The following is a 22,844-nucleotide window of genomic DNA, read 5'->3' on the forward strand; positions in this document are numbered from 1 at the left end:
CCCGTCGGTAATAGGTTTTCACACTCCCCACAAACGAGCCAGTGATCACTGGCAACAAAGCCCCTGATCAGGGAGCTACTGCGGTTTGTGGCCGGTGGAATCCCTCGGGTCTCAGCCGGCGTCGGCCGGTGCGCGCCAGCTGCGCACCATCGTGTCGAACCGCTCCCGGGTGGTGTCCCAGTCGTCGGACGGACCCGTCATGTACAACGCGTACTCCGGGCCGCCCTCCCCCGCGTAGTACATCTGGTCGATCGCGTGGCGCGGGCCCGGGTGGTCCTTGGACTCGGTCCAGGTGAACTCCCAGAGGGAGCCGGGCCGATCGCGGTAGTAGTTGGAGTGCAGGGTCTTGCGCTCGTACCCGGGCAGCCGCCCGGTGAGGTCCTTCTCCAGGTTGAGCATGTGCATGTACGAGTTCTCGAAGTCGGGCTCCGGGTCGACGCTGATCCGGATGTAGTGGTTGCCGTCGTCCGGGGTGTAGTCGACGTTCTGGCCGTCCGCCCGGCGCTTCCAGCCGTCGGGGACGACCAGGCTGAACCCCTCGGGGTCGTCCTCCCGGTGCCAGCCGTCGGGCACGACCGCGGTGGACGGTGCGCTCTTCGATGCCTCGGCCGAAGGCCTCGGCGAAGTGCTGCTGCCGGGCGCCGAACCGCTGCGGGTGGAATCCGGCCCCGAGTTGTCGCCGTACTTCATCGCGGCCAGCCCGGCACCACCTCCGACCAGTGCGGCAAGGGCGACGACCAGGATCGCCGTACGCCAACGGCCGCGGCTGCGGCGGGTCACCGGCGTGGCGGTGAACTGCGGGACGGCGGCGCGCGATTCCGCTCCGGAGCCGACCGGGCCGTCCTGGCCCATCGAGCGGAGGGCTTCCTCGGACACCCGCTGGGTCGGGACGTAGGCCTGCGCCGCCCGGGGCTCGCGGCCCTCCATCGCCTGCAGCAGCATCCGCTCCGTCTCGGCCGCCGACGGCCGGTCCGCCGGGTCCTTACGGAGCAGTGCGGTGATCACCGGTGCGAGCGCCCCGGCCCGGGCGGGCGGCGGCGGCTCCTCGGTGACGACGGCCTGCATGGTGGAGATCGGGGACGTACGACGGAACGGCGAACACCCCTCGACCGCGGTGTAGAGCGTGGCGCCGAGGGACCAGAGGTCGGACGCGGGGCCGGGGTCGCCGCCCCGCACCCGCTCGGGCGCCAGATAGTCGATGGAGCCGACCAGTTCACCGGTCCTCGTGATCGTCGAGTCGCCCTCTATCGCGGCGATCCCGAAGTCGGTGAGCAGTACCTGCCCGTCACGGGCGAGGAGTACGTTGCCGGGCTTCACGTCACGGTGCAGCACACCGGCGCTGTGCGCGGCGCGCAGGGCACTCAGGACATGGAGGCCGATCCTGGCCGCCTCGCGCGGCGCGATCTCGCCGCTCTCCTTGGCGGCGTCGGCGAGTGACGGCCCGTCGACGTACTGCATGACGATCCAGGGCCGGTTGTCGTACTCGACCACGTCATGGACGGTGACGACGCCGGGGTGGGTGATGCGGGCCGCCGCCCGGGCCTCCTTCTGGGTACGGGCATGCAGCACGACCCGGTCGGCCTCCGCGACGTACAGCCCGGCGGTCAACTCCTTGACAGCTACCGTGCGGTGCAGCACCTCGTCGTGGGCACGCCACACCTTGCCCATGCCTCCGCGCCCGAGGACCTCACCGAGCCGGTATCTTCCGGCCAGTACCAGCCCCGCGCCCGTTCCTTGTGATCGGTCCACTTGTCCCCGCCCCGTTTCCTTCGGCTGCCAGGTTACGGAGAGGAGGTACGGCCACGGAACCTCGCATCGCTCACGAGACCTCACTGTGATGCTTGTCGCCCGGCCGACCGCGTCCCTGCCGGCGATTCAGGAGGTCACGCGGTAGGAGGAGATGGCCTGTTCGTAGATGGCCGTCACCTTGTCACGCTCGCTGTCCGGACCGAGCACCTGGAGCACGTGGTAGCGGCCGTCGACGATCATCGCGAGGTTGCGGACGTACACCTCGCGTCCGGTGTCGTCCTGCCAGGTGAACTGCCCCTCCGCCATGGCCTGTCGGCCGACGTCGATACGACGCAGCCCCGTCGCCGAGGACCAGCTGGAGTCCCGGAAGGGCTGCAACTCCCGCTCCTTGTCGCGCTGGTAGACCAGTGGATCACCACCGTTGGCCCGCACGGTGTCGCGCCCCGGCACGACCAGCAGACTGAACCCGTCGCTGCCGTAGCGTATCTGCCGGTCCGCGTCGATTGGGCTGCGCTGCCAGCCCTTCAGCACGCCGACCTCGAAGCCCTCCTCGTCCTTGCGCAGGGTGTATCCGGGGGCGAGCGCGACGGCGGAGCGGCTGGTCTGCGGCTTCTCGGTGCCGGGCGGCGGCGACGACCGGGGTGACTGCGACGGCGACTTCTGGTCGGACGTGCCGGGGGCGCCGGTGTCCGTGGCGGCCGGTCCCGATCCCTTTGAGTCGGCTCCGGTGCCGGCCTTGGGCATGAACATAACGGCGTACGCGATGGCCGCGGCCAGGGCCAGCAGGATCAGCACGAGCAGCAGCCGCCCGAGCCGCCGCGGCGCGCGCCCGTCACCCTGCCGCGGACGGGGCGAGGTGCGCAATGCCTTGGGCCCCTTGGGCTCACGCGGAGCCCTGGGCGCCCTCTCGGCCCGTGGCCGCTCATACCGGTCGGCTCTCTCCCTCGTCTGGCGGTGGCGGCCGTGCGCCGGGGCGCTGCCCAGGCGGCCGCGGCGCTTGCGGACCAGCTCGCCCCGGCGGCGTACGACGGGCAGCCGGGTCTCGTCGACGGACGGCAGGGGCACGACGTCGAGGCCGGCCTCGGGCTCGGGCGCCGACCGTACGAGAGAGCGCAGCCAGCCGCGCAACTCCTCGAAGTCCGGGCGCTCGGTGGGGTCCTGGCGCAGCAGCGACTCGACGACGGGGCGCAGCGGACCGCACTCCTCGGCGAAGGCGGGCGGCTCGCCGCAGACCATCTGGACGAGCTCGGCCGCGTTCTCCTCGGGGTACGGGGCATGGCCCTGGACGGCGCGGTAGAGCAGGGCGCCGAGCGCCCAGAGGTCGGTGGCGGGGCCGATGGGCGGTGCCAACTGCCAGTTCTCGTGGACCGGTCCTGCCTGCTCGGGCGCCCAGCGCTCGGTGACGGCACCGACGACGGCGATCCGGGTCTGCCGGGCGCGCTCGGCGGCCAGGGTGGTGGCAGGGCCGCGGTAGGCGGAACTCCCCCGGTCACCGGCGACGATGTCGTCCCATCGGCCGGAGGTGGCCTGCTGCGGCTGCTGGTGCCGGCGTTCCACTGCGGAGGTGGTGCCGTGGCGCCGGGCGTCGGCGCGCAGGGCGTCCTCGTTGGAGCCTCCGGCGGGAACGGGGCGCCCGAAGTCGGCGCCGTCGCCCCAGGTGCCGGTCAGGTGCATCCGCCGGCCGGGCGGCCCCTGCCCACGGTGACCGCCGTTGCCGTCGTCGCCGCTGTCCGGGATGCCGTACTCGTTGTCGTCCTCGTCGTCGCCCTCGTCGTCGTACGGGTCGTCGGCGGTGGGGCCCCAGCCGTCCGTCGGCTGTACCGGCCCGGTGTCGGGCCGTCCGGAGCGCTGGACGGGGACGATGCCGGTCTCCTCCGCTTCCTCCGCCCTACTCGTCCCGGCCTGTCGCCGCTCCTCGCTGACGCGCGCGGCGGCGCGGGTACCTGCCCGGTAGGCGGCGATGGCTCCGGCGCGTGCGGCCCGCAACTCCGCGGCGCTGACCGCACCGTGAACGTCGGGATTCGGCGGCCGTCGTACGGCTTCCAGCTCACCGGCGGGGTGGCGCGAGGCCGGCAGCCCGACCGGGTCGACGGAGTCGACCGGATGACCGACAGCCTCGCCCGGCCCGGCGATCCCGGCCGGACCGGCGGGCGGCAGCGACGCGACGGGCGGAACGTACGGACCGGTCGGGCCCGACTCGACCGCGGGCCGCCCGTACGCGTCCTCGTCGTCGGGCTGCGGCGTCGGCACGTACCCGCACAGCGCCTCCTCCGCGGCCCCGGCCGCCAGGCCGGTCAGCACGACGCGTCCGTCGTCGCAGATCAGCACCGTACGGACGGTGATGTTCCGGTGGGTCCAGCCGTGCGCGTGCAGCACCCGCAGGGCCGTCAGCACATCGGAGCCGATCTCGGCGGCCCGGTACGGATTCAGCGGCCGCTCGGCGAGCAGCGCGGCCAGCGGGCGGGCGGCGACCAGTTCACTCACGATCCAGAGCGACCCGTCCTCGGCGAACACATCGAAGACCTGGTCGAGCCTCGGATGGTCGGGCACCTGGGCGGCGGCCTGGGCGGCCTCTATCGCGCGCCGGACCGCGGGGTCCGTGGACCGGCGCACCGCACGTCCGGTGGTCCGACGGGCCGTCGAGGGCAGCCCGTCGGCGTCGAGCACCTCGGCGTCCACGACCTCCGGCAACGGCAGCTGGCGCACCAGGACTTCCTGGCCGCTGGCCGTGTCGAACGCCCGGGTCTCGACCAGTTCGTACTCGTCCGACGGAGGCAGCGGCAGGCGGTAGCGGTCGGCAAGCACCCGACCCGCATAGTCGTCCACGACGCCTCCCCAGAGCGCGCTGTCCCCCCGGCCACGAACCCCGTACCAACCCGTCAATTGCGGTCACTTACCGTGCAATTGACCTCTGCATTCGGCTGCGTACGGTTCTCAAGCTCTCACAATACGTGGCAAGTGCCGACCGTGCCGCAGGGTCGCCGCAACCCGGTTCTCAGTCCTTGGGCTTGAACGTGGCGAAGGCCGTCTCGCGCAGCGTCCGGCACTCCTTCGCGTTCCACTCGCTCGCCTTGCAGCTGATCATGATCGAGTAGCCGTGCGTGTCGTCGGCCCGGAAACCGCGGTTCAGCACCCGGACCCGCTGGCCCTGCTGCGTACGCTCGAACTCCCAGTCGGCGACGGTCGGGTAGCCGTTGAACTCGACCTTCCTTATCCCGAGGTGCCGGTAACCGTCGCTGCTGGCCGCGACGGCGCCCCTCGCGGCGTTCCAGGCGGCGGCGGCGTCCGTCCCGGGAGAACTGTTGTAGTCGATCTGGACGCGCGGGAATCCACCGCCGACGGCGTAGATCTGACCCGAGTTACTGCCCGCGATCTTGTAGCGCGTGAAGTTCTTGGGCATCGCCATCGTGAAGTGGAACTGCTTGTTGGTGACCGTCCTGTACCCGTCGGGCAGCGCGTCGCCGGCCTTCGAACTCCCGGTCCCGGAGTCGTCCGACCCCTTGCCCGAGTCGTCGTCCTCGTTCTTGCCCTTGCCCTTGCCCTTGCCCTTGCCCTGATCGCCGCTCGGGTCCTGGCCCTGGTCCTTGCCGCTTGCGTCGCCCTTGTCCGTGTCCGCGGAGACGCCGCCTGCCGAGGCGGAGGTGCCGCCCTTGGTGGAACCGCTGCTCCCGTTGCCCTTGTCGTCCCCGCCGAGCGTGAGCGCGAGGACCGTGCCGAGCACGGCGAGCACGATGACGACCGCGATGATCGCCAGAGTGCGGCGGGGCACCACGTCCGTGATGGAAGCCCGGACCGGCGCGCTCGACGATCCGCCCGGGCGCTGCGGGGGTACACCACCGACGGCGGAGGCCGGCGAAGCCGTGGTCCGGTCCGGAGCCGAAGGAGCGCTCCCCGGCGCGGTCGGGGCGGCGGGAGTGGACGTCGAGGTGGCAACAGCCACACCCGCACCGGCGCCGGGCGCCGCCTTCGCGTTCCGCACGGAGCGCAACGCGCCGCGCAGGCGGTCACGCGCGCCCTCCCCGGCCTCCCCGAGCTTCGACGCCCCCTTGGTGCGAGGGGCGGCGACGCGGCCGGGCAGCGCCATCACCTGGGTGGAATCGGCCGGCGGCGGCACCACAGGGGCGGGCTTGTCGGCTGCGTGGATCACATCGTTGAGCAGGGCCCGCGCGCCCGCGTCGTCGAGTCGCTGCTCCGGGTCCCTGGCGAGCAGGCCGTAGATGACCTCCTCCAGCGGCCCCGCGTTCTTCGGCGGGTCGAGCGGCTCGGTCATCACCGCGGTCAGCGTCGCGATCGCCGACCCCTTGTCGTACGGCGGGGAACCCTCGACGCTCGCGTACAGCAGTCCGCCGAGCGACCACAGGTCGGCGGGTGGTCCGGGCTTGTGACCGCGGGCGCGTTCCGGCGAGATGTACGAGGGGGCACCGACGAGCATGCCCGTCGAGGTGACGGACGGGTCGCCCTCGACCTGCGCGATGCCGAAGTCGGTCAGGACGACCCGGCCGTCCTCGGAGATCAGCACGTTGGACGGCTTCACATCGCGGTGCAGAATGCCCTCGCGGTGCGCCAGACGCAGCACGTCGAGGATGGCGAGCCCGACCTCGGCCGCGCGCCTCGGCGTCAGCACACCGTCCTCGCGCACCACCTCGGCAAGCGACTTGCCCTCGATGAGTTCCATCACGATCCACGGCCGGTCGTCCTCGTCGACCACGTCGTAGACCGTCACCGCGCCGTTGTTGCGGATCCTGGCGATCGCCTTCGCCTCGCGCAAGGTGCGAGTGATCAGTCGGCGCTTCTCGTCGTCGTCGATGGCCGACGGGAACCGCAGCTCCTTTACCGCCACCGTGCGGCCCAGCGTCTCGTCGACGGCACGCCAGACCGTGCCCATACCGCCCCGGCCCAGCACCTCCCCGAGCCGGTACCTACCCGCAAGGAGACGTCCATCCGTGTCCCGTTGGGGCTCCCGTGCCTGCTCCGCCTCCGACATGCGTCCCCTCTGCGATCAACCCGCCCTGGCAGAGCGTTCATTGTCCCTCACCCCGGGACCGGTCATGGTGCCGGGTCCGTGGTCCGTCATGATGTGGCCGGAGGAAGGGACTCCCTGCCATGCCGATAATCAGGTCGCTGCTCATCACCCCATTGGTGATAACGCTGCTCGGCCTCGGAACGGCGAGCCTGCCCAGCGAACCACATCTGACTCCCGCAGCCTCCTACCTTCCCCGGCTCGTCGCCCAGGGCGGCGCCCCGACTGCGGCCCTTCTGGCCCATCGCGCCTCCACCGCCCCGTACGACACCTACCGTTCGACAGACCCCGGCATCCGGCTGCAGGACCGGTTCCGGGCAGGCAGCATCACGAAGACCTTCGTCGCCACGGTCGTCCTCCAACTCGCCCGGGAGAACAGGCTGCGGCTGTCGGACACCGTGGACCGGCATCTGGCGGGACTGGTCCACGGAAAAGGCAACGACGGACGCCGCATCACCCTGCGCGCCCTGCTCACCCACACCAGCGGCCTGTACAGCTACACGGCCGACACGGACGCCCATCCCGTCACCGCCACCGCCGCCGTGCGTGCGTCCGTCGCGCACCGCCCCACGAACACCACCGGCGGTTTCGCCTACTCCAACACCAATTACGTCCTGCTCGGCCTCGTCGTCCAGCACGTCACCGGACACAGCTACGCCACCGAGATCCGCCGCCGCATCATCAACCCCCTCCATCTCACCGGCACGTCGCTCCCCGGCGCCCGCACCGTGCTGCCCGCACCGCACGGTCGCGGCTACTCGCGTGATCCGGCCGACGGCAGCCTCCGCGATGTCACCGACCTCGACCCGCGCACCGCGGGCGCCGCGGGCGAGCTCATCTCCACACTCGCCGATCTGAACCGCTTCTACGCTGCCCTGCTGGGCGGGCGCCTGCTCCCGCCCGCCCAGCTGAACACCCTGCTGGACACCGGTGCGACGGACGGGATCTATGGCATGGGCATCTATCCGCAGAAGCTCTCCTGCGGCACCACCGTCTGGGGCCATAACGGCCATATAGCGGGCAGTTACGTCCGCACGGCCGCCACCCGCGACGGCCGGCACACCCTGACGTTCCGCATCAACACGGACAACCTGTCCGATGCGACGCTCGAACCGGCCCTCCTCGAAGCCGAGTTCTGCCGACCTCACCAAGGGCCGTCCGGTACGTCACGGCCGGGCCGCGGACCGGCTCAGACCGGCACTATGTCCGGTGCGCCGAGCCGCGCCGCGTCCGCCGTCTGGTCGTCCGGCTGACGCTGCGACTCCCGCTCCGCCTGCACCCGCTTCTCGTAGTGCTCCACCTCCCGCTCGATCTGGCTCTTGTTCCACCCCAGCACCGACCCCATCAGCTCGGCGCAGAGCCTCGCGCTGCGGGTGCCCCGGTCGAAGGTCTCGATGGAGATCCGGGTCCGCCGCGTCAGCACGTCGTCGAGATGGCGGGCCCCCTCGTGCGAGGCGGCGTAGACGATCTCGGCCTTCAGGTAGTCGTCCGCCGCGGGCAGCGGCTCGCCGAGCGAGGGGTCGGCGACGATCAGTTCGAGGATCTCCTCGGTCATGGATCCGAACCGGTTCAACAGATGCTCCACTCGGGCGACATGGAGCCCGGTGCGGGCCGCTGTCCTCGCCCGCGCGTTCCACAGGGCCCGGTATCCCTCCGCGCCCAGCAGCGGGATGTCCTCCGTGACACAGTCCGCCACCCGCTGGTCTAGGCCGTGGACCGCCTCGTCGACGGCGTCCTTCGCCATCACCCGGTACGTCGTGTATTTGCCGCCCGCGACGACCACGAGCCCCGGCAGCGGATGCGCCACCGTGTGCTCGCGAGAGAGCTTGCTGGTCGCGTCCGACTCACCGGCCAGCAGGGGGCGCAGCCCGGCATAGACACCCTGAACGTCGTCCCTGGTCAGAGGGGTGTTCAGGACCGCGTTGACATGTTCGAGCAAGTAGTCGATATCGGCGCTGGACGCCGCCGGATGGGCCTTGTCCAGGTCCCAGTCGGTGTCCGTCGTCCCGACGATCCAGTGGCGGCCCCACGGGATCACGAACAGCACGGACTTCTCGGTCCGCAGGATCAGACCGGTCGAGGAGTGGATGCGGTCCTTCGGGACGACCAGATGGATGCCCTTGGACGCCCGGACATGGAACTGTCCGCGCTCGCCTATCAGCGCCTGGGTGTCGTCCGTCCACACCCCGGTGGCATTGACCACCTGTTTGGCCCTGACCTCGTACTCCCCGCCCGCCTCGACGTCCTCCACCCGCGCGCCGACGACCCGCTCACCCTCCCGCAGGAAGCCGATCACCCGCGCCCGGTTCGCCACGTGCGCCCCGTAGCTGGCTGCGGTGCGCACCAGTGTCGCCACATAGCGGGCGTCGTCCATCTGGGCGTCGTAGTACTGCAACGCTCCGACCAGTGCGTCCTTCTTGAGCGCGGGCGCGACCTGCAGGGCGCGACGGCGGGAGAGGTGCCGGTGCACGGGCAGCCCGCGACCGTGTCCCGACGACACCGACATCGCGTCGTACAGCGCGACACCCGAACCGGCGTAGAGCCGCTCCCAGCCCTTGTGCTGCAGCGGATAGAGGAACGGCACGGGCTTCACCAGATGCGGGGCCAGCCGCTCCAGCAGCAGCCCACGCTCCTTCAGCGCCTCCCGTACGAGCGCGAAGTCCAGCATCTCCAGATAGCGCAGCCCGCCGTGGATCAGCTTGCTCGACCTGCTCGACGTGCCGGAAGCCCAGTCGCGCGCCTCGACCAGCCCGGTCGAGAGTCCTCTCGTGGCCGCATCCAGCGCCGTCCCGGCGCCGACCACGCCCGCTCCCACGACCAGCACGTCCAGTTCGCGCTCGGCCAGCGCGGCGAGCGCCTCGGCACGCTCCGCGGGTCCCAGTGTCGCTGTCCTCACTGCTGCCTCCCGGTAGATCGGGGTGGTCCGGCACAGGGATGCGGTCCGACCGCGGGGTCGGGTGCCCGTGCCCATCACTCGATTCTGTCCGCGGTCCGCCACTTCAGCCACCGCCTGTGGACAACACCCGGTCGACTAGAGCCGCACAATGCGACATATAGGTCATATTTACGCCTAGTGTGACATTGCACTGTCCTCAGCGGTTGCGCTTTCTGCCTTCATGGTCTTAGGGAAGGACGGCCACCCACATGCCCGCAGACCTCGCCATCATCGGACTCGGTCACCTCGGCCTGCCCCTCGCCCAGGCCGCCGTCGCCGCCGGCATCCAAACCGTCGGCTACGACACCGACCCCCGCCCGTTCGCCGAGCTCTCCGCCGGCCGCACACCCGTCGAAGGCTCGCTCTCCGCCTCGGAGATCCGCCGGATGCTCTCGGGGGGCTTCCGGCCCACCGCCGACCCGGCCGAGCTCGGCCGGGTCCGTACCGCCGTGATCTGCGCGCCCACCCCCCTCGGCGCCGACCGCACCCTCGACCTCACCGCCGTCGGCGACGCCGCCCGAGCCCTCGCCGCCCGGCTGCGCCCGCACACCACCGTCCTGCTCGAATCGGCCGTGCCCCCCGGCACCACCGAGAACTTCGTGCGCCCCCTCCTCGAAGAGGGATCGGGGCTGCGCGCCGGCCGCGACTTCCACCTCGCGTGCTCCCCCAGCCGCCTCGACCCCGGCAACCGCACCCACGTCTACAGCAACACCCCCAAGGTCATCGGTGGACTCACTCCGGCCTGCACCGAATCGGCCGCCACCTTCTACGGCCGGCTCACCGACAAGGTCGTACGGGCCCGCGGGCCGCGCGAGGCGGAGATGACGAAGGTCCTGGAGACCAACTTCCGGCACGTCAACATCGCGCTGGTCAACGAGATGGCGGTGCTCTGCCACGACCTCGGCGTCGACCTCTGGGACGTCATCCGGTGCGCCGAGACCAAGCCGTTCGGCTTCCAGACGTTCCGTCCGGGTCCCGGCGTCGGCGGTCACTGCCCCCCGGTCGACCCGGGCTTCCTCCCGTACAGCAGCCGTACCCCCGGCCACCCGCTGCGCATGGTCTCGCTCGCCCAGGAGATCAACGACCGGATGCCGAGCTACGTGATCCAGCGCTGCGCCACCCTGCTGAACGAACACGGCAAGTCCGTCCGTGGCGCCCGGATCCTGCTCCTCGGCGTCACCTACAAGCCGGATCTCGCCGACCAGGAGGCCTCCCCCGCCCGGGAGATCGCCAACCGGCTGATGGACATGGGTGCGCAGATCGGCTACCACGACCCGCACGTCCTGGACTGGCGCGTCCGCGAACTGCCGGTGCCGCGCGCGGACTCGTTGTACGAAGCTGCGTCGAGCGCGGACCTGACGGTTCTGCTCCAGCACCACCGTACGTACGACCTCCAGGGCCTCGCCGTGAAGGCCCAACTCCTCCTGGACACCCGGGGAGCCACCCCGGCAGGAGCGGCGCACCGACTGTGAGGGCGGCGGTCCCCCCAGGGATTTCGGTGGGCGGTGTCGGAGACGGCTGCTAGCCTGCGGCGTCACTTCTCGCACAGTCGTGCGCTTCCGTCCCAGGGGGGATCCAGCACCATGAGTCAGCCCGCGCCACCGCCGAACCAGCCGCAGCAGCAGCCGCACGACGCCCAGCCCGGCGGCGGCAACCCGTTCGCCGGTCAGCAGCCCGCCCAGCCCGGCGGCGGCACCCCGTTCGCCGGTCAGCAGCCCGCCCAGCCCGGCGTCCCCACCGGCAACCCGTTCGCCGGTCAGCAGCCCGCCCAGCCCGGCCAGTTCGGCGGCGTGCCGTTCACCCCGGCGGCTCCCGCCCGCAACAACGTGGCCCTCGGCCTGCTCGCCGCGGTCGTCGCCGCCCTCGTCGCCGCCGGCATCTACGGCGGGATCATCGGCGCCACCAAGCACGAGATCGGCTACGCGGCCGTGGGTGTCGGTTTCCTCGTCGGCCTCGCCGCGGGCAAGGTCGGCGGCCGCAACCCCGTGCTGCCGGTCCTCAGCGCGGTGCTCGCGCTGGTCTCCGTCTACTTCGGCCAGCTGCTCGGTGTGGCCATGATCAACAAGTCGGACAGTGTGCCCCTGTCCGAGGTCTTCCTCGATCACTTCAGCGAGCTGAACTCCCTGTGGAAGGCCGACATCGACCCGATCGCCTTCCTCTTCTTCGCTCTCGCCGCGTTCGCCGCGTTCTCCGGCGCCAAGAAGGCCGCAGGCTGATCCGGCTCATACGGGAGGGCCCGAACCGCTCATGCGGTCCGGGCCCTCCCGTATGTCCGAGAGAAATCAGCGGCGGTGCTGCGAGTCCGCCACCGTCACCTCGACGCGCTGGAATTCCTTGAGGTCGCTGTACCCCGTCGTCGCCATCGCCCGGCGCAGTGCACCGAAGATGTTCATCGAGCCGTCAGGGGTGTGCGAGGGGCCGGTGAGGACCTCCTCCGTCGTGCCGACGGAGCCCAGGTCCACCAGCTTGCCGCGCGGCACGTCCTCGTGGACCGCCTCCATGCCCCAGTGGCGTCCACGACCGGGCGCGTCCGTCGCACGGGCCAGCGGGGAGCCCATCATCACGGCGTCGGCACCGCAGGCGATGGCCTTCGGCAGGTCGCCTGACCAGCCGACGCCGCCGTCCGCGATCACGTGCACGTACCGCCCACCGGACTCGTCCATGTAGTCGCGGCGGGCCCCGGCCACATCGGCGACCGCGGTCGCCATCGGGACCTGGATACCGAAGACGTTGCGCGTGGTGTGCGCGGCGCCGCCGCCGAAGCCGACGAGGACACCGGCCGCGCCGGTACGCATCAGGTGCAGGGCCGCGGTGTAGGTGGCACAGCCGCCGACGATCACCGGGACGTCCAGCTCGTAGATGAACTGCTTGAGGTTGAGCGGCTCGGCCGCACCCGAGACGTGCTCGGCGGAGACCGTCGTACCGCGGATGACGAAGATGTCGACACCGGCGTCGACGACGGCCTTGGAGAACTGCGCGGTGCGCTGCGGCGAGAGCGCGGCGGCGGTGACGACACCGGAGTCGCGCACCTCCTTGATGCGCTGCCCGATCAGCTCCTCCTGGATCGGCGCGGCGTAGATCTCCTGGAGGCGGCGGGTCGCCGACTCCACGGGCATCTCGGCGATCTCGTCGAGGAGCGGCTGCGGGTCGGCGTGCCGGGTCCACAGGCCTTCGAGGTTGAGGACACCGAGACCACCCAGCTCACCGATCCGGATCGCGGTCTGCGGGGAGACCACGGAGTCCATCGGAGCGGCCAGGAACGGCAGCTCGAACCGGTAGGCGTCGATCTGCCAGGCGATCGAGACCTCCTTCGGGTCGCGGGTGCGACGGCTCGGCACGACGGCGATGTCGTCGAAGGCGTACGCCCGGCGGCCGCGCTTGCCGCGCCCGATCTCGATCTCAGTCACGATGGTGTGGCCTTTCAGTTCCCTAGGCGTACTGTCTGCGTTTCCCAGTATCCCCGACACACAGGTGAGGGGCGGTCCCAGTACGCGCGGACCGCCCCTCACCTGTTCTGTTGCGTTACTTCCTGCTGTAGTTCGGCGCTTCGACCGTCATCTGGATGTCGTGCGGGTGGCTCTCCTTGAGCCCCGCCGACGTGATCCGGACGAACCGGCCGTTGGCCTGGAGCTCCGGGACGGTGCGGCCGCCGACATAGAACATCGACTGGCGCAGACCGCCGGTGAGCTGGTGGACGACCGCGGAGAGCGGGCCGCGGTACGGGACCTGGCCCTCGATGCCCTCGGGGACCAGCTTCTCGTCGGAGGCGACGCCCTCCTGGAAGTAGCGGTCCTTGGAGAACGACTTGCGGTCGCCACGCGTCTGCATCGCGGCGAGCGAACCCATGCCGCGATACGACTTGAACTGCTTGCCGTTGATGAAGAGCAGCTCGCCCGGGGACTCCTCGCAGCCCGCCAGCAGCGAGCCGAGCATCACGGTGTCCGCACCGGCCACCAGCGCCTTGGCGATGTCTCCGGAGTACTGCAGGCCGCCGTCGCCGATGACCGGGACACCGGCCGCCTTGGCGGCGAGCGACGCCTCGTAGATCGCGGTGACCTGCGGAACGCCGATGCCGGCGACCACGCGGGTGGTGCAGATGGAGCCGGGGCCGACGCCCACCTTGATGCCGTCGACGCCCGCGTCGATCAGCGCCTGGGCGCCGTCACGGGTGGCGATGTTGCCGCCGATGACGTCGACACCCGACGCGTTCGACTTGATCTTGGCGACCATGTCGGAGACGAGACGGGAGTGGCCGTGCGCGGTGTCGACGACGATGAAGTCGACGCCCGCCTCGACGAGTGCCTGGGCGCGCTCGAAGGCGTCGCCCGCGACGCCGACGGCGGCTCCGACCAGCAGCCGGCCTTCCTTGTCCTTCGCGGCGTTCGGGTACTTCTCCGCCTTGACGAAGTCCTTGACGGTGATGAGGCCCTTGAGGACCCCGGTGTCGTCGACCAGCGGAAGCTTCTCGATCTTGTGGCGGCGCAGCAGCTCCATGGCGTCCACGCCGGAGATGCCGACCTTGCCGGTGACGAGCGGCATGGGCGTCATGACCTCGCGCACCTGGCGCGAACGGTCCGCCTCGAAGGCCATGTCACGGTTGGTGACGATGCCGAGGAGCTTGCCCGCCCCGTCGGTCACCGGCACGCCACTGATGCGGAACTTGGCGCACAGCTCGTCGGCGTCGCGCAGGGTCGCGTCCGGGTGCACCGTGATCGGGTCGGTGACCATGCCGGACTCGGAACGCTTCACCAGGTCGACCTGGTTGGCCTGGTCCGCGATGGAGAGATTGCGGTGCAGCACACCGGCGCCACCCTGGCGGGCCATGGCGATGGCCATGCGGGCCTCGGTGACCTTGTCCATCGCGGCGGACAGCAGCGGGATGTTCACCCGCACGTTCTTCGAGATGTACGAGGAAGTGTCGATCTGATCGGGCGCCATGTCGGACGCGCCGGGCAGCAGCAGCACGTCGTCGTATGTCAGCCCGAGCGTCGCGAATTTCTCGGGCACTCCGTCGACGTTTGCAGTCATGACACCTTCCCCAAATGGCCTTGATCGGTGCGGATGTCCATGCTAACGGCCTCCGGGGGTGTCTCATTCCACGAGCAAGATCACCTAGAGGTTCTGTAGCTTCGTACGGAACTCCGTTCCGGGGTGAAGCCGGTGTCACTCACTGCTCGGCGAGGGCCCGCAATCTGCTCAGCGCGCGGTGCTGGGCGACCCGGACGGCGCCCGGCGACATGCCGAGCATCTGCCCGGTCTCCTCGGCGGTCAGACCGACGGCGACCCGCAGAACCAGCAGCTCACGCTGGTTCTCCGGGAGGTTGGCGAGGAGCTTCTTGGCCCAGGCGGCATCGCTGCTGAGAAGCGCGCGCTCCTCGGGCCCGAGCGAATCGTCCGGCCGCTCCGGCATCTCGTCGGAGGGAACGGCGGTCGATCCCGGGTGCCGCATGGCGGCGCGCTGGAGATCGGCGACCTTGTGGCCGGCGATGGCGAAGACAAAGGCTTCGAAGGGTCTGCCGGTGTCCTTGTAGCGCGGCAACGCCATCAGCACCGCGACACAGACCTCCTGCGCCAGGTCCTCCACGAAGTGGCGGGCATCACCGGGCAGCCGGTTCAGCCGGGACCTGCAGTAGCGCAGCGCGAGGGGATGGACATGGGCCAGCAGATCATGGGTGGCCTGCGCGTCTCCGTCGACGGCACGGTGCACCAGAGCACCGATCACCGTCGTCTCGTCGTCGCGCATCGGACCATGGTGCCTCGGTGCCGCTTCTTCCGTGGCACCGCGTCCGTAGTTGTGCACCGAAGCGTTATGAGCGGGTGCGCCGGAAGTCATGTCCTGCGCCCTCCCCTTCCGCTCGACCGAATCGTTCCCGAGGAACTCCACATCTCAAGGATGCGGCATCGGCCGGGAAGCGTCACATACCGCGGGGGCCCGGCTCCCGATCTGCGGCCCGGCGCCCCCGTCCCCCCGTCCGCCGGAGGGCGGACGGGGACACCCCCTACCGGCCATCGCCGGTCATCAGCGCACCAGGCCCCAGCGGAAGCCGAGCGCCACGGCGTGCGCCCGGTCCGAGGCGCCGAGCTTCTTGAAAAGCCGCCGGGCGTGCGTCTTCACCGTGTCCTCCGAGAGGAAGAGCTCGCGCCCGATCTCCGCGTTGGAACGGCCGTGGCTCATCCCTTCGAGCACCTGGATCTCACGCGCGGTGAGCGTCGGCGCCGCACCCATCTCGGCCGACCGCAGCCGACGCGGGGCGAGCCGCCACGTCGGATCGGCCAGCGCCTGGGTGACGGTCGCCCGCAGCTCCGCGCGGGAGGCGTCCTTGTGCAGATAGCCGCGGGCCCCGGCGGCGACCGCTAGCGCGACACCGTCCAGGTCCTCGGCGACGGTCAGCATGATGATCCGCGCCCCGGGGTCTGCGGAGAGCAGCCGCCGGACCGTCTCCACACCTCCCAGACCGGGCATGCGTACGTCCATCAGAATGAGATCCGAACGGTCGGCACCCCAGCGGCGGAGAACTTCCTCGCCGTTGGCCGCCGTCGTCACACGCTCGACGCCGGGCACGGTCGCGACCGCGCGACGGAGCGCTTCTCGGGCAAGCGGGGAGTCGTCGCAGACGAGGACGGATGTCATGACCGTCCTCCGCAGCTGATGCGCGTCACCTTGAGCCTCCAGGCTGATACAAGTCGTCACCTGTGCGGTTGACACTCTCGGACATCTGCCCGATCGCTTTTTTCGTCAACCGCCTCCGCCCTCTCAACGATGGTCACTCGAAAGAGTTACGGGTCCGACGACCAGGTTCGGCACTCTACGTGAGGAGTCGCACACGGAGGAGAGCCGCGCGGATTGTCCAGTCGTCAATCGAAGCTTCACCTGAAGGTATGCCCCATTTAGCGGGTTTTCTTCCCTTTTGCTGGTGTCTGTGGATAGATTCGCAATCAGTCATATTTACATCTACTTACACCGTAGATGTACGGTCATGAGCACGGTCACCGACGAACGACTACCGCGTAGCCGACTCAGCATGGTTTCGAGGGGACAAGCAATGGCAGATTTCTCCCGCCTTCCCGGACCAAACGCCGATCTGTGGGACTGGCAGCTGCTGGCGGCCTGCCGTGGGGTCGACAGCTCGCTGTTCTTCCACCCGGAGGGTGAGCGCGGAGCGGCCCGGAGCGCCCGCGAGAACTCGGCGAAAGAGGTCTGTATGCGATGCCCGGTACGCGCCGAGTGCGCAGCGCACGCCCTGGCCGTACGTGAGCCCTACGGAGTGTGGGGCGGGCTGACCGAGGACGAGCGCGAAGAGCTCATGGGACGGGCCCGCAACCGACTGATCGCGACAGCAGGGGCGCCTTCGGGGTTGACCGCCTCCTCGGGGCACGGCTGACCCGCGAACCGCGCGAAACAATCGAAGAAACGTTCCTGCACTCCCTAGCGGGCGGCCGCCAGGGAAAGCTGGTCCAGCGTGGCCGCGACGGCCGGGACCTGCGCCAGATCCGGGAGCGTGAGCGCGACGATCTCACGCTCGACCGCCGGCTCCACCGTCACGGTGCGGGCCCCTTTGGGACGTACCGATTCGATCGCCAGCTCCGGCAGCACGGCCACCCCCAGGCCGGCGCCGACCAGGCCGATCACCGCCGGGTAGTCGTCGGTGGCGAAGTCGATCCGGGGGGTGAAACCGGATTCCTCGCAGACCTCCACCAGTTGACGACGGCAGCGCGGGCAGCCCGCGATCCAGGACTCGTCGGCCAGTTCACCGATCCCCACCGCATCCGCGCCGGACAGCCGGTGCCCCTCGGGGACGAGGCCGATCAGCCGGTCGGTGAGCAGCGGACGTACGACCAGGTCGTCCCATTCGGCGCCCGAGGTGCCGTAGCGGAACGCCAGCGCGATGTCGCAGTCCCCCTCCCGGAGCATCTCGACCGAGCGCGGCGGCTCGGCCTCGACCAGGGAGACCCTCGTACCGGGGTGGGCGGCGCGGAGGGCGGCGAGGGCACCGGGAACCAGCGTGGAGCTGCCACTGGGGAACGAGACCAGCCGGACCCGGCCGGCCCGCAGCCCGGCGATCGCGGCGATCTCCTCCTCGGCGGCGGTCAGCCCGGCGAGGATGCCGGAGGCGTGACGTACGAGCGCCTCACCTGCCTGTGTGAGCCGCATCTCGCGACCCGTGCGGATCAGCAGCGGGGTACCCGCGGAGGACTCCAGAGCCTTCATCTGCTGGCTGACCGCGGGCTGGGTGCAACCCAGTTCCCGCGCGGCGGCGGAGAACGAACCGGTGGCGGCCACGGCGCGCAGGACACGGAGATGACGGGCTTCGATCACCTCTCAACCATAAGGCCCTCTTGGGGAGGAAGCCAATAACCGGCCTGTGACTTTGAGGCGGGGTGGTTACCGTTGCTCCCTATGAAGCCGATGAAACTGCTGACCGTGAACGTGGGACGTCCCAAGGCGGTCGCCCACACCGACGCCCCCGGCGGCGTCACCGGGATCGACAAACGGCCGGCCGACGGCCCGGTACGGGTCACCGATCCCGGACCCAAGGGCACCGGCGGCAGCGGAGTGGCCGGGGACGCGGTCTGCGATCTGCGCCATCACGGCGGCACCGACCAGGCCGTGTACGCGTTCGCCCGCGAGGACCTCGACGCCTGGGAGAGCTCGCTCGGCCGCACGCTGGCCAACGGCGCGTTCGGCGAGAACCTGACGGTCTCCGGACTGGACGTGAGCGGCGCGAAGATCGGCGAGCGCTGGCGGATAGGCCCCGACCTGGTGCTGGAGGTGACGTCCGGCCGCATTCCGTGCCGTACGTTCGCCGGTCACCTCGACGAGAGCCGCTGGGTCAAGCGGTTCACGCAGGCGGCCGCTCCGGGTGCTTACCTGCGCGTGATCGAGCCGGGCGAGATCCGGGCCGGGGACCCGGTCGAGATCGTGCACCGGCCGGACCACGACGTCACCGTGCAGCTGGAGTTCCTGGCCGCGACGACGCGCCGGGAGCTGCTGCCGGAGCTGCTCCCGGCCCGGGACGCGCTCCATCCCCGGTCGCTGCGCTCCGCTCTGAAGTACGTGGAGTCGGCGGCCACGGGCGAGTGATCCCCGCGGTGGGCGTGGCACTAACGTGCCGCGTATGACGACTGCACTGATTACGGGCGCCACCGCGGGGATCGGGGCCGCCTTCGCACGGCGGCTCGCGGCCGATGGACACAACCTGGTGCTGGTGGCGCGCAACACCGAGCGGCTCCGGGAGCAGGCCACCGAACTGCACGACCTGCATGGCATCGAGGCCGAGGTGCTGACCGCCGACCTGTCCGAGGACGACGGGATCGCCTCTGTCGAGGCGCGACTGACGGATCGTCGGCAATCCGTCGATCTACTGGTCAACAACGCCGGGTTCGGCAACAAGGGCCGTTATCTGGAGGTGTCGATGGCCGATGAGCTGAAGATGCTGAAGGTGCACTGCGAGGCGGTGCTGCGGCTGACCTCGGCGGCCGCGGCCGGAATGAAGGAGCGCGGGCGGGGCGGGGTCGTCAATGTGGCCTCGGTGGCGGCGTTCGTACCGCGCGGGACGTACGGCGCGTCCAAGGCGTGGGTCGTGCAGTTCACCCAGGGCGCGGCAAAGGATCTCGCCGGGTCGGGGGTGCGGCTGATGGCGCTCTGCCCCGGCTTCGTACGGACCGAGTTCCATGAGCGGGCCGGAATGGGGACCGGCAACATCCCGGGCTGGATGTGGCTCGACGCGGACAAGTTGGTGGCGACGGCGCTGGCGGATCTGGCGCGCGGCAAGTCGGTCTCGATCCCGGACGCGCGGTACAAGACGTTGATGGGGCTGGTGAAGGTGGCGCCGCGCGGCCTGCTCGGCGGGGTCACCTCCAAGACGGGCCGCAAGTACGGACCGCAGTGAGCGGGTTCTTATCGGATGCGGCGGCCCGCACAGGCGCCGAGGTCTGGCGCGGGGGGCTTCGTCCTGTTGCCGAACCGGTCCTCGCCGCCGTCGTTCTCGATGACGGCACGGGCGGCGAGGGCGGGACCGCTCCACCCGAACCGTCACGAACCCCGTGTCCCAATAAAATGGAACCATCCCATCCAGGCTCGTGAGACCGGGAGACGCCATGAGATTCGTACAAGTAATCGACTGCAAGACGGAGCGGTTCGATGACATGGACCGTCTCATGGACGAGTGGGTCGAACAGACCAAGGGCTCCCGGACCGCCACTCACAGCCTGATCGGCAAGGACCGCTCCGACGGGTCCCACTACGTGGAGATCGTCGAATTCCCGTCGTACGAAGACGCGGTGGCGAACTCCAAGCTGCCGGAGACCGACCGGATCTTCCAGGAAATGGTGGCGCTCTGCGACGGGACGCCCACCTTCACCGATCTCGACGTGATCCGCGACGAACAGTTGAACCAGACACTGTCCCGCCGGTTCTTCCACGAGATCGCCGTCGGCGGCAACCTGGACGCCATCGACGAGGTGTTCGCGGTCGACTACGCCGACCACGACATCGCCAAGGAAGAGGACACCGTGATCGGATCCGGCAACCTCCGGAACGATCTCATCGGATGGCGGGCCGCCTTCGACTTCTCCTTCGACCTGGACCGGCAGATCTGCGAGGGCGACGACGTCGTGACGCTGTGGACCTGGACCGGCACCCACAAGGGCGACTTCATGGGCATCCCACCGACGGGCAGGCAGTGCATCATGACCGGCACCACGATCTTCCGGTTCAGGGACGGCAGGATCCAGGAGGGCTGGTGGCACGAAGACGTCATGGGCCTGATGCGCCAGCTCGGCGCGCTCGACTGAACCGCGCTCGACCGGGCACCGAGGAAGACCGAAGGCCCCCTGTTCCCGCCGCTGAGCGGCGGGAACAGGGGGCCTTCTACGGCTGTACGCCGGTTCGGCCACGCGTCAGTGCGAGTGACCGTGACCGCCGTGACCGGCCTCGGCCTCTTCCTCGGCCGGCTTCTCGACGACCAGGGTCTCGGTCGTGAGCAGCAGCGACGCGATGGACGCGGCGTTCTCCAGCGCGGAGCGGGTGACCTTGACCGGGTCGATGACGCCGGCCTTCACCAGGTCGCCGTACTCGCCGGTCGCGGCGTTGAAGCCCTGGCCCTTGTCGAGCTCGGCGACCTTCGAGGTGATGACGTAACCCTCGAGGCCCGCGTTCTCGGCGATCCAGCGCAGCGGCTCGACGGCGGCGCGGCGCACGACCGCGACACCGGTGGCCTCGTCGCCGGTCTTGTCGAGGTTGCCCTCGAGGACCTTGACGGCGTGGACCAGAGCGGAGCCACCACCGGAGACGATGCCCTCCTCGACCGCGGCGCGGGTCGCGGAGATGGCGTCCTCCAGACGGTGCTTCTTCTCCTTGAGCTCCACCTCGGTGGCGGCGCCGACGCGGATCACGCACACGCCGCCGGCCAGCTTCGCAAGGCGCTCCTGGAGCTTCTCGCGGTCCCAGTCGGAGTCCGTGGAGTCGATCTCGGCCTTGATCTGGTTGATACGGCCCTTGACGTCGCCGGGCTCGCCGCCGCCGTCCACGATGGTCGTGTCGTCCTTGGAGACGGTCACGCGGCGCGCCGTGCCCAGCACGTCCAGACCGGCCTGGTCGAGCTTGAGGCCGACCTCCTCGGCGATGACGGTCGCACCGGTGAGGGTGGCGATGTCACCGAGCATGGCCTTGCGGCGGTCACCGAAGCCCGGGGCCTTCACCGCGACGGCGTTGAAGGTGCCACGGATCTTGTTGACGACCAGGGTCGACAGGGCCTCGCCCTCGACGTCCTCGGCGATGATCAGCAGCGGCTTGGAGCCACCGGCCTGGATGACCTTCTCCAGCAGCGGGAGCAGCTCCTGGATCGAGCCGATCTTGCCCTGGTGGATCAGGATGTACGGGTCGTCGAGGACGGCCTCCATACGCTCCTGGTCGGTCACCATGTACGGGGACAGGTAACCCTTGTCGAAGGCCATGCCCTCGGTGAACTCGAGGTCCAGACCGAAGGTGTTGGACTCCTCGACGGTGATGACACCGTCCTTGCCGACCTTGTCCATCGCGTCCGCGATGAGCTCGCCGACCTGCGAGTCCTGCGCGGAGAGCGCGGCCACGGCGGCGATGTCGGACTTGTCGTCGATCGGCCGGGCGGTCGCGAGGAGCTCCTCGGACACGGCCTTGACCGCGGCGTCGATGCCCTTCTTCAGGGCGGCCGGGGAAGCACCTGCGGCAACGTTGCGCAGGCCCTCGCGGACGAGCGCCTGGGCGAGCACGGTGGCGGTGGTGGTGCCGTCACCCGCTACGTCGTTGGTCTTGGTCGCCACCTCCTTCACCAGCTGGGCACCGAGGTTCTCGTACGGGTCGTCGAGCTCGACCTCGCGCGCGATGGTGACACCGTCGTTGGTGATGGTGGGAGCGCCGAACTTCTTGTCGATGACGACGTTGCGGCCCTTGGGGCCGATCGTCACCTTCACCGTGTCGGCAAGCTTGTTGACGCCACGCTCAAGGGCGCGACGGGCGTCCTCGTCGAACTTCAGAATCTTCGCCATGGGAGCTGAGCTGTCCTCTCGAACGAACTGCGCCCCCGACCGCCGGCTAGTTATTTCGCAGGGGGCCAGGGGCGCAGAACATAAGCAAACGTGGGTGAATTACTTCTCGACGATCGCGAGCACGTCGCGGGCCGAGAGGACGAGGTACTCCTCGCCGTTGTACTTCACCTCGGTGCCGCCGTACTTGCTGTAGAGCACGATGTCACCGGTGTTGACGTCGAGCGGAAGACGCTCGCCGTTCTCGAAGCGACCCGGGCCCACGGCCAGGACGACGCCCTCCTGGGGCTTCTCCTTGGCGGTGTCCGGGATGACCAGGCCAGAGGCCGTGGTCTGCTCGGCGTCGAGCGGCTGGACCACAATGCGGTCCTCAAGCGGCTTGATGGCAACCTTGGAGCTGGTGGTCGTCACGATCCGGCCTCCCCCTTCGGAGATCTCGGGGTTAACTGCGGGGTTAACTGTCTGGGGTGGCGACCAGGTGGATCCGTCGTCGCGGGTGCCGGACCTGCCAGTCGCGCAGTACTGCTGGCACTCTCCACTGGGGAGTGCCAGAGCCGAGACTATGACCGCGATTAGCACTCGGTCAAGCGGAGTGCCAATTACGTGCGGTCGTGGCGC

The 22,844-nt window shown here is 69.9% G+C and carries 18 protein-coding genes; 7 read left to right on the forward strand and 11 right to left on the reverse strand.

Translation table 11 applies throughout. From position 1 onward, the window contains the following. Positions 1-111: 111 nt before the first annotated feature. From ACFYP5_RS03600 to ACFYP5_RS03610, 3 genes are all read right to left on the reverse strand, one after another. The gene (locus tag ACFYP5_RS03600; protein ID WP_389030021.1) at positions 112-1,749 is read right to left on the reverse strand and encodes a protein kinase; all 1,638 of its coding nucleotides are present in this window, start codon (positions 1,747-1,749) and stop codon (positions 112-114) included. Positions 1,750-1,875: 126 nt separating this feature from the next. Continuing rightward, a complete protein-coding gene (locus tag ACFYP5_RS03605) occupies positions 1,876-4,575 on the reverse strand; it encodes a protein kinase (RefSeq protein ID WP_389030024.1) in 2,700 nt (899 codons plus the stop codon). 169 nt (positions 4,576-4,744) lie between these two features. Continuing rightward, a complete protein-coding gene (locus tag ACFYP5_RS03610) occupies positions 4,745-6,733 on the reverse strand; it encodes a serine/threonine-protein kinase (protein WP_389030027.1) in 1,989 nt (662 codons plus the stop codon). A gap of 119 nt (positions 6,734-6,852) precedes the next feature. Between ACFYP5_RS03610 and ACFYP5_RS03615 the strand changes: the two genes are divergently transcribed. Continuing rightward, positions 6,853-8,022, forward strand: coding sequence for a serine hydrolase domain-containing protein (locus tag ACFYP5_RS03615; RefSeq protein ID WP_389030029.1), 1,170 nt, complete (start codon positions 6,853-6,855; stop codon positions 8,020-8,022). On the opposite strand, the gene ACFYP5_RS03620 is transcribed toward ACFYP5_RS03615, so the two are convergent. Next, positions 7,959-9,665 carry a glycerol-3-phosphate dehydrogenase/oxidase gene (locus ACFYP5_RS03620; RefSeq protein ID WP_389030032.1) on the reverse strand — a complete coding sequence of 569 codons (1,707 nt, stop codon included), beginning with the start codon at positions 9,663-9,665 and terminating at the stop codon, positions 7,959-7,961. The two genes, ACFYP5_RS03615 and ACFYP5_RS03620, sit on opposite strands and share 64 nt — an antisense overlap. Before the next feature lie 248 nt (positions 9,666-9,913). Here ACFYP5_RS03620 and ACFYP5_RS03625 point away from each other — a divergent pair, with 248 nt between their 5' ends. After that, a complete protein-coding gene (locus tag ACFYP5_RS03625; protein WP_389030035.1) occupies positions 9,914-11,176 on the forward strand; it encodes a nucleotide sugar dehydrogenase in 1,263 nt (420 codons plus the stop codon). A gap of 111 nt (positions 11,177-11,287) precedes the next feature. After that, entirely contained in the window at positions 11,288-11,920 is a 633-nt protein-coding gene (locus tag ACFYP5_RS03630) for a hypothetical protein (RefSeq protein WP_389030038.1), read from the forward strand. Positions 11,921-11,986: 66 nt separating this feature from the next. Here the strand turns inward: ACFYP5_RS03630 and ACFYP5_RS03635 are convergent, their stop codons facing one another. The 4 genes from ACFYP5_RS03635 to ACFYP5_RS03650 form a co-directional block, all read right to left on the reverse strand. Next, the gene (locus tag ACFYP5_RS03635; RefSeq protein WP_030914322.1) at positions 11,987-13,111 is read right to left on the reverse strand and encodes a GuaB3 family IMP dehydrogenase-related protein; all 1,125 of its coding nucleotides are present in this window, start codon (positions 13,109-13,111) and stop codon (positions 11,987-11,989) included. A gap of 115 nt (positions 13,112-13,226) precedes the next feature. Further along, entirely contained in the window at positions 13,227-14,732 is a 1,506-nt protein-coding gene (gene guaB, locus ACFYP5_RS03640; RefSeq protein ID WP_389030040.1) for an IMP dehydrogenase, read from the reverse strand. A 139-nt stretch (positions 14,733-14,871) separates the two neighbouring features. After that, a complete protein-coding gene (locus ACFYP5_RS03645) occupies positions 14,872-15,447 on the reverse strand; it encodes a sigma-70 family RNA polymerase sigma factor (protein ID WP_030084428.1) in 576 nt (191 codons plus the stop codon). A 276-nt stretch (positions 15,448-15,723) separates the two neighbouring features. After that, complete coding sequence (locus ACFYP5_RS03650; RefSeq protein WP_003948568.1) at positions 15,724-16,335, reverse strand: response regulator transcription factor; 612 nt, start codon at positions 16,333-16,335, stop codon at positions 15,724-15,726. A gap of 412 nt (positions 16,336-16,747) precedes the next feature. Between ACFYP5_RS03650 and ACFYP5_RS03655 the strand changes: the two genes are divergently transcribed. Beyond that, complete coding sequence (locus ACFYP5_RS03655) at positions 16,748-17,086, forward strand: WhiB family transcriptional regulator (protein ID WP_030914313.1); 339 nt, start codon at positions 16,748-16,750, stop codon at positions 17,084-17,086. 44 nt (positions 17,087-17,130) lie between these two features. Here the strand turns inward: ACFYP5_RS03655 and ACFYP5_RS03660 are convergent, their stop codons facing one another. Then, positions 17,131-18,021, reverse strand: coding sequence for a LysR family transcriptional regulator (locus ACFYP5_RS03660; protein WP_389030043.1), 891 nt, complete (start codon positions 18,019-18,021; stop codon positions 17,131-17,133). 90 nt (positions 18,022-18,111) lie between these two features. On the opposite strand from ACFYP5_RS03660, the gene ACFYP5_RS03665 reads away from it, so the two are divergent. The 3 genes from ACFYP5_RS03665 to ACFYP5_RS03675 all read left to right on the forward strand — a co-directional run bounded on the left by ACFYP5_RS03665 (position 18,112) and on the right by ACFYP5_RS03675 (position 20,498). Further along, a complete protein-coding gene (locus ACFYP5_RS03665) occupies positions 18,112-18,786 on the forward strand; it encodes an MOSC domain-containing protein (protein ID WP_389030744.1) in 675 nt (224 codons plus the stop codon). Positions 18,787-18,820: 34 nt separating this feature from the next. Next, the gene (locus tag ACFYP5_RS03670; RefSeq protein ID WP_389030046.1) at positions 18,821-19,594 is read left to right on the forward strand and encodes an SDR family NAD(P)-dependent oxidoreductase; all 774 of its coding nucleotides are present in this window, start codon (positions 18,821-18,823) and stop codon (positions 19,592-19,594) included. A 208-nt stretch (positions 19,595-19,802) separates the two neighbouring features. Next, complete coding sequence (locus ACFYP5_RS03675; RefSeq protein ID WP_389030049.1) at positions 19,803-20,498, forward strand: ester cyclase; 696 nt, start codon at positions 19,803-19,805, stop codon at positions 20,496-20,498. A 105-nt stretch (positions 20,499-20,603) separates the two neighbouring features. On the opposite strand, the gene groL is transcribed toward ACFYP5_RS03675, so the two are convergent. Both groL and groES read right to left on the reverse strand, forming a co-directional pair. Next, positions 20,604-22,229, reverse strand: coding sequence for a chaperonin GroEL (gene groL / locus ACFYP5_RS03680; protein ID WP_389030052.1), 1,626 nt, complete (start codon positions 22,227-22,229; stop codon positions 20,604-20,606). 99 nt (positions 22,230-22,328) lie between these two features. Then, positions 22,329-22,637: a co-chaperone GroES gene (gene groES, locus ACFYP5_RS03685; RefSeq protein WP_030914297.1), complete on the reverse strand. Its 309-nt coding sequence runs from the start codon at positions 22,635-22,637 to the stop codon at positions 22,329-22,331. Positions 22,638-22,844: the final 207 nt, after the last annotated feature.

The organism is Streptomyces sp. NPDC005262, assembly GCF_042872425.1.
Classification (GTDB): Bacteria; Actinomycetota; Actinomycetes; order Streptomycetales; family Streptomycetaceae; genus Streptomyces.